At 44.9% G+C, this 4,309-nt stretch carries 3 protein-coding genes and 1 pseudogene; 3 read left to right on the forward strand and 1 reads right to left on the reverse strand.

Annotation, left to right across the window (positions count from 1 at the left end):
• Window positions 1–203: 203 nt before the first annotated feature.
• The 3 genes and pseudogenes from PX481_RS11100 to PX481_RS11110 all read left to right on the forward strand — a co-directional run bounded on the left by PX481_RS11100 (window position 204) and on the right by PX481_RS11110 (window position 2,554).
• Window positions 204–659 carry an NUDIX hydrolase gene (locus PX481_RS11100; protein ID WP_002764310.1) on the forward strand — a complete coding sequence of 152 codons (456 nt, stop codon included), beginning with the start codon at window positions 204–206 and terminating at the stop codon, window positions 657–659.
• Between the two features lie 66 nt (window positions 660–725).
• Window positions 726–1,658, forward strand: a pseudogene (locus tag PX481_RS11105) (formylglycine-generating enzyme family protein); the annotation flags it as partial.
• Window positions 1,659–2,317: 659 nt separating this feature from the next.
• Complete coding sequence (locus tag PX481_RS11110; RefSeq protein ID WP_288094586.1) at window positions 2,318–2,554, forward strand: ribbon-helix-helix protein, CopG family; 237 nt, start codon at window positions 2,318–2,320, stop codon at window positions 2,552–2,554.
• 347 nt (window positions 2,555–2,901) lie between these two features.
• Here PX481_RS11110 and PX481_RS11115 read toward each other — a convergent pair whose 3' ends face one another.
• The gene (locus PX481_RS11115) at window positions 2,902–3,984 is read right to left on the reverse strand and encodes a molecular chaperone DnaJ (RefSeq protein WP_288094587.1); all 1,083 of its coding nucleotides are present in this window, start codon (window positions 3,982–3,984) and stop codon (window positions 2,902–2,904) included.
• Window positions 3,985–4,309 lie beyond the last annotated feature (325 nt).

Raw genomic sequence — 4,309 nt, forward strand, 5'->3', positions numbered from 1 at the left:
ATGGTTTTTTAACTGTGGTATGCGACGGTGGTGGAAGCAGAAACTTAAATCGTGAGGTTTAGGAATCGCCGCACTTTTAGGGCGGCGAGGATGTCAAGATTGATATTGTTAGGGGTTGGGGGATAGGTGTTAGGCAATAGGCAATAGGCAAAAGTCCTAACTCCAGTAATCCCGTCCCCTTTTTTTATTTTTTAGCTTTATATATGGGTCGTGTTTGGCATTTTATTAAAAGTGTGATGGGAATTATCTTTCGTCATCCTGTAACTGGGGTGACAATGATTCCGCTGCTTGCTGATGGTACAATTGTTTTAATCCGACGCAGAGACACCGGCAAATGGGCCCTACCGGGAGGGATGGTCGATTGGGGGGAAGATATTTTTAATACTGCCCAAAGGGAATTAAAAGAGGAAACAGGATTAAATTTAGTCAGTTTAGGGCGTTTAGTCGGGGTTTATTCCTCTTTTGAGCGTGATCCGCGCATTCACTCCATTTCATTGTTAATTGAAGTGACAGCGGCGGGGAATTTTCAGATCAAAGATACATTAGAAGTTAGCGAGGTGAGAGCTTTTAGCGTCGAAACTTTACCTCTAGGCAATCTCAGTCACGACAATGATCGCCAACTAGAAGATTATCTCAGGGGTGCCACTGTAGTGGCTTGATGTCGAGGGAAAGATAATGGAATTAGAAAGTTTGGTTAAAGGCAAGTGAGATAACATTTAGGGGAAATCAACACAATGACATTTGATGTGGTAAAAGTAAATGCCAAAGGTCAGGAAGTCGAACGAGAAAAGGCTGAAGCCTCATATTTCACCCAAGATTTGGGCAACGACATCACCCTAGAAATGATTGCCATACTGGGGGGAACTTTCACGATGGGTTCACCAGCAAATGAGAAAGATAGTTTTGATGATGAACGTCCTCAACATCAAGTAACTGTCCCCCCCTTTTTCATGGGTAAATATCCCGTCACCCAGGCCCAGTGGAGAGCAGTTGCCTCTCGCACCGATTTAAAAGTAGAAAAAGACCTTGATCCTGATCCTTCCTACTTTAAAGATCCCCCCAAACCCCCCTTTTTAAGGGGGGCTTCCGATTCCCCCCCTTTTGAAGGGGGGGCTAGGGGGGGATCGCCCACGCGCTGGGATAGACCCGTGGAACAAGTCAACTGGTACGATGCGATCGAATTCTGTGCGAGATTATCGAAACTAACGGTTCGGGAATACCGACTACCGAGTGAAGCGGAATGGGAATACGCTTGTAGAGCGGGGACAACAACCGCCTTTCACTTTGGGGAAACCATTACGGGGGAATTGGCTAACTACAATGCCAGCAAAACCTACGCTGATGAACCCAAAGGAGAATATCGAGAAGAAACGACTCCTGTGGGACAATTTTCCCCCAATGCCTTCGGACTGTACGATATGCACGGCAATGTCTGGGAATGGTGCGCCGATACCTGGCACGATAACTATGACGGTGCGCCGAGGGATGGCAGTGTCTGGACAGAAAATGGGTATGATAATCATTCTTCTCTGCGGGGCGGTTCTTGGTACATCGATCCATTTAACTGCCGTTCCGCTTCCCGCTACGACGACTACCGCCGCGACTACAGCGGCGACTACGGTTTTCGGGTGGTGTGCGGTGCTGGGAGGACTTTGTAGCCCTTTTTCTCTTTTTTCCCTTTTTACCCTTATTCCCTATTTTTTCTCTTTTCCTTTCTTTCCCGCTCTTAGGCGGGTCGATTTTTTTGAGAAAATGGCGTTAATTTTAAATTTTATTAAGACAATGAAAGAATTATCGGTTATCAGTTGGGAAGGTGGTGTTATATTATGGGTAGTAAAGTTGCTCAAAAAGCTGGTCAGTTTGCTATTAGAATAGTAAACGCTGATAAATATCTCAGCCCAGAAAAGAAAGAAGTTATCCTGTTATAATAAAGTTAATTGATAAGTAGGGTTTGCTAAATAAATCTAAAAACCTTGTTGGGTAAGACTTTTAGACTTTTGGTCAATCAAAAAGTCCCATATCTGGGAGGGATCGGGGGGAAAATCCCTGGACTTTTTCCCTGAAAATTAGGTAATTTACCAGATGAAAATGGGTAAAAACCTACACCCCACACCCCACACCCCACACCCTGTCCCCACGAAAAACTTTTTCAGCAAACCCTAAGTAGGTAGGCGTTAAAAATTATCAGATGCCCCCTTATCAAGGGGGATCCCCCCGCCTACCGGCACCCCCCTTATCAAGGGGGGCAGGGGGGATCGAACCTAAAGTCCATTTTTCATTTAATTATAACCAGCTACTTATTTGCTTAATTTAAGTTATGAACTTCAACCTTGATCTGGAAGATGAATTAAGTCAGCAACTACAGGCTTTATCTCGCTCTACAGGCAAATCCCAGAATGCTTTGATTCGAGAAGCAATACAGCTTTTAATTACCACAAAAGAACAGTCTCAATGGTCGTCAACTATCCTTAATTTTCAAGGTATAAGTGATGCTATTGTTTTTGAAGCTTATAGAGAGGAACTTTCCCCACCTAGAGAAGATGAGGTGATTTAGTGCTGGTTTTACTCGATACTTGTACGATTAGTGATTTTGTCAAAGGTGATAGCAATACTCTAGGGCAGATCAAAAATCACTGTCTGTTAATAGGTGCAACGGCGATTACTCATAATCTTAAATTGAATAGGACTTGCTGAAAAAGTAGGGGCGAAGCATTCGGACAGGAAATCTACGGTTTCAGCGATAGGTTATACCCGAATGCTTCGCCCCCAGAGGACACAATCGCCTTTTAGGAATAATTGGAGGGAAAATTCCGGGACTTTTTCCCTCAAAATCGGTAAAACCCCACACTCGGCCACCGGGAAAAACTTTTTCAGCAAACCCTAAATACTGGCTTTTTCTCTTCAACGGCTGATTCCGCGAAGTTGCTGCAGAAGTTGATCAAGAATGTCTTCCATCTCTTCCGGGCTTCTGCCCATCCTGACCGGTCCGCGCAGAAACTCTTTAACCGTTATCTTTTTATCGCGGAAGTCACGGACAAAATTATAGATTTTTTCGGTGGATTGAACTTGTAATTTCATCTCCTCTAGCATTTGCTCAATCGGGTCGATGCCATCCTTCTCACAAGCGCGACTGGCCCTCACCATCTCGCCTTCCGGGGTATTTCGCACCGATCGCAGTTCTCTCTTCAGGTTCTCGTACTGCTTTTTGAGTAGTTCGTTATTGGTTTCAACCCTCTCGCACTGTCGTTTGAGGTCGCTTTCCGATGAGCCTTCAACCTCGAAAGTGTCCCCCATTTGATGCTGTCGTTCGATTTCCAGCAGTCTGGCAATATCTCCCTCTTTATAGGCGCGGTTGACTTCCTTCATAATCTCGTTGTGACGCATCCGAGTTTCGGGGTCTGTAACCTTGTCGGGGTGAAAAATCTCGGCCATTCTCAGGAAAGTGCGGCGTATTTGTCTAGATTCAGGAGATTTAGGCGAGCTTTCAGGTGATATCTCTGTTCCATCATCGTGACGGTTATAGGAGTCTCCCCCAGAGAAGAAATCCTGCGCGGATTGCTCCGATGATCCTTCCGACTCTTCGTCTCCGAAAAGTTCGTCAAGTTCTTCATCTCCATCGTCAAATTTTGGGCTAATCACCCCCGTTAACTGAAGTGTCTCGTAAATTCCGAGAATCCTTTTTTTTGTCTGCTGCCCCATTTTTCTAGCAGTGAGGATTTCGTCAAAAAGGGCGTGTATTTCGCGGTCGAGGTCGGTAAGTTTTTGATAGAGGGGTTGCCCTCTCTGAAAAATCTCCGTCGCCAGGGAACGCATCTGGTCGAGGAATTTCTTCAGTTCGTTGCGCTTTCTGCCAATCTGCTTGAGGAGCCACTGATGCTCCTCCTCTAAAGCTTGGAGACGAAAATGTAGGGAAGAGAGGGCTAAGGTAGGAGAGGTGGGCGAATCAGAGGAGTTCGGTGATTTCGGCTTTTTAGATCTGGTCATTACTTTGGGGTGAAAGCATATTGTCCATTCTACCAAGCCGGAAGGAACCGCATTCCTAAAACTCACCCTTGGCTCATTTTGTTGTTTCTCCCCACTTCCATCACCCCATCACCCCTGCGCCGGCGCTCCTGCGGAAACCTTTTTAAGTGGCTAGAAGCTAGATATATCAATGGTCTTAATTAATTCTTATCAATCGAATTAAATTTTTGTAAATAAAATTCTCGCTCGGATTAATTATTTTTTCCAAATTCCGCTAGACTTATTTAGTAAGTTCAATCGAGATTCAATATTCCATAGCTAAATTTCTATAGCACAGGCTAGAAGG

The organism is Microcystis sp. M53603_WE2 (genome assembly GCF_030065435.1).

Excerpts from the sequence above, each read along its gene's own strand:
- PX481_RS11115 (WP_288094587.1), bottom strand. The coding sequence starts at position 3,984 with ATGACCAGATCTAAAAAGCCGAAATCACCGAACTCCTCTGATTCGCCC.
- PX481_RS11100 (WP_002764310.1), top strand. The coding sequence starts at position 204 with ATGGGTCGTGTTTGGCATTTTATTAAAAGTGTGATGGGAATTATCTTT.
- PX481_RS11110 (WP_288094586.1), top strand. The coding sequence starts at position 2,318 with ATGAACTTCAACCTTGATCTGGAAGATGAATTAAGTCAGCAACTACAG.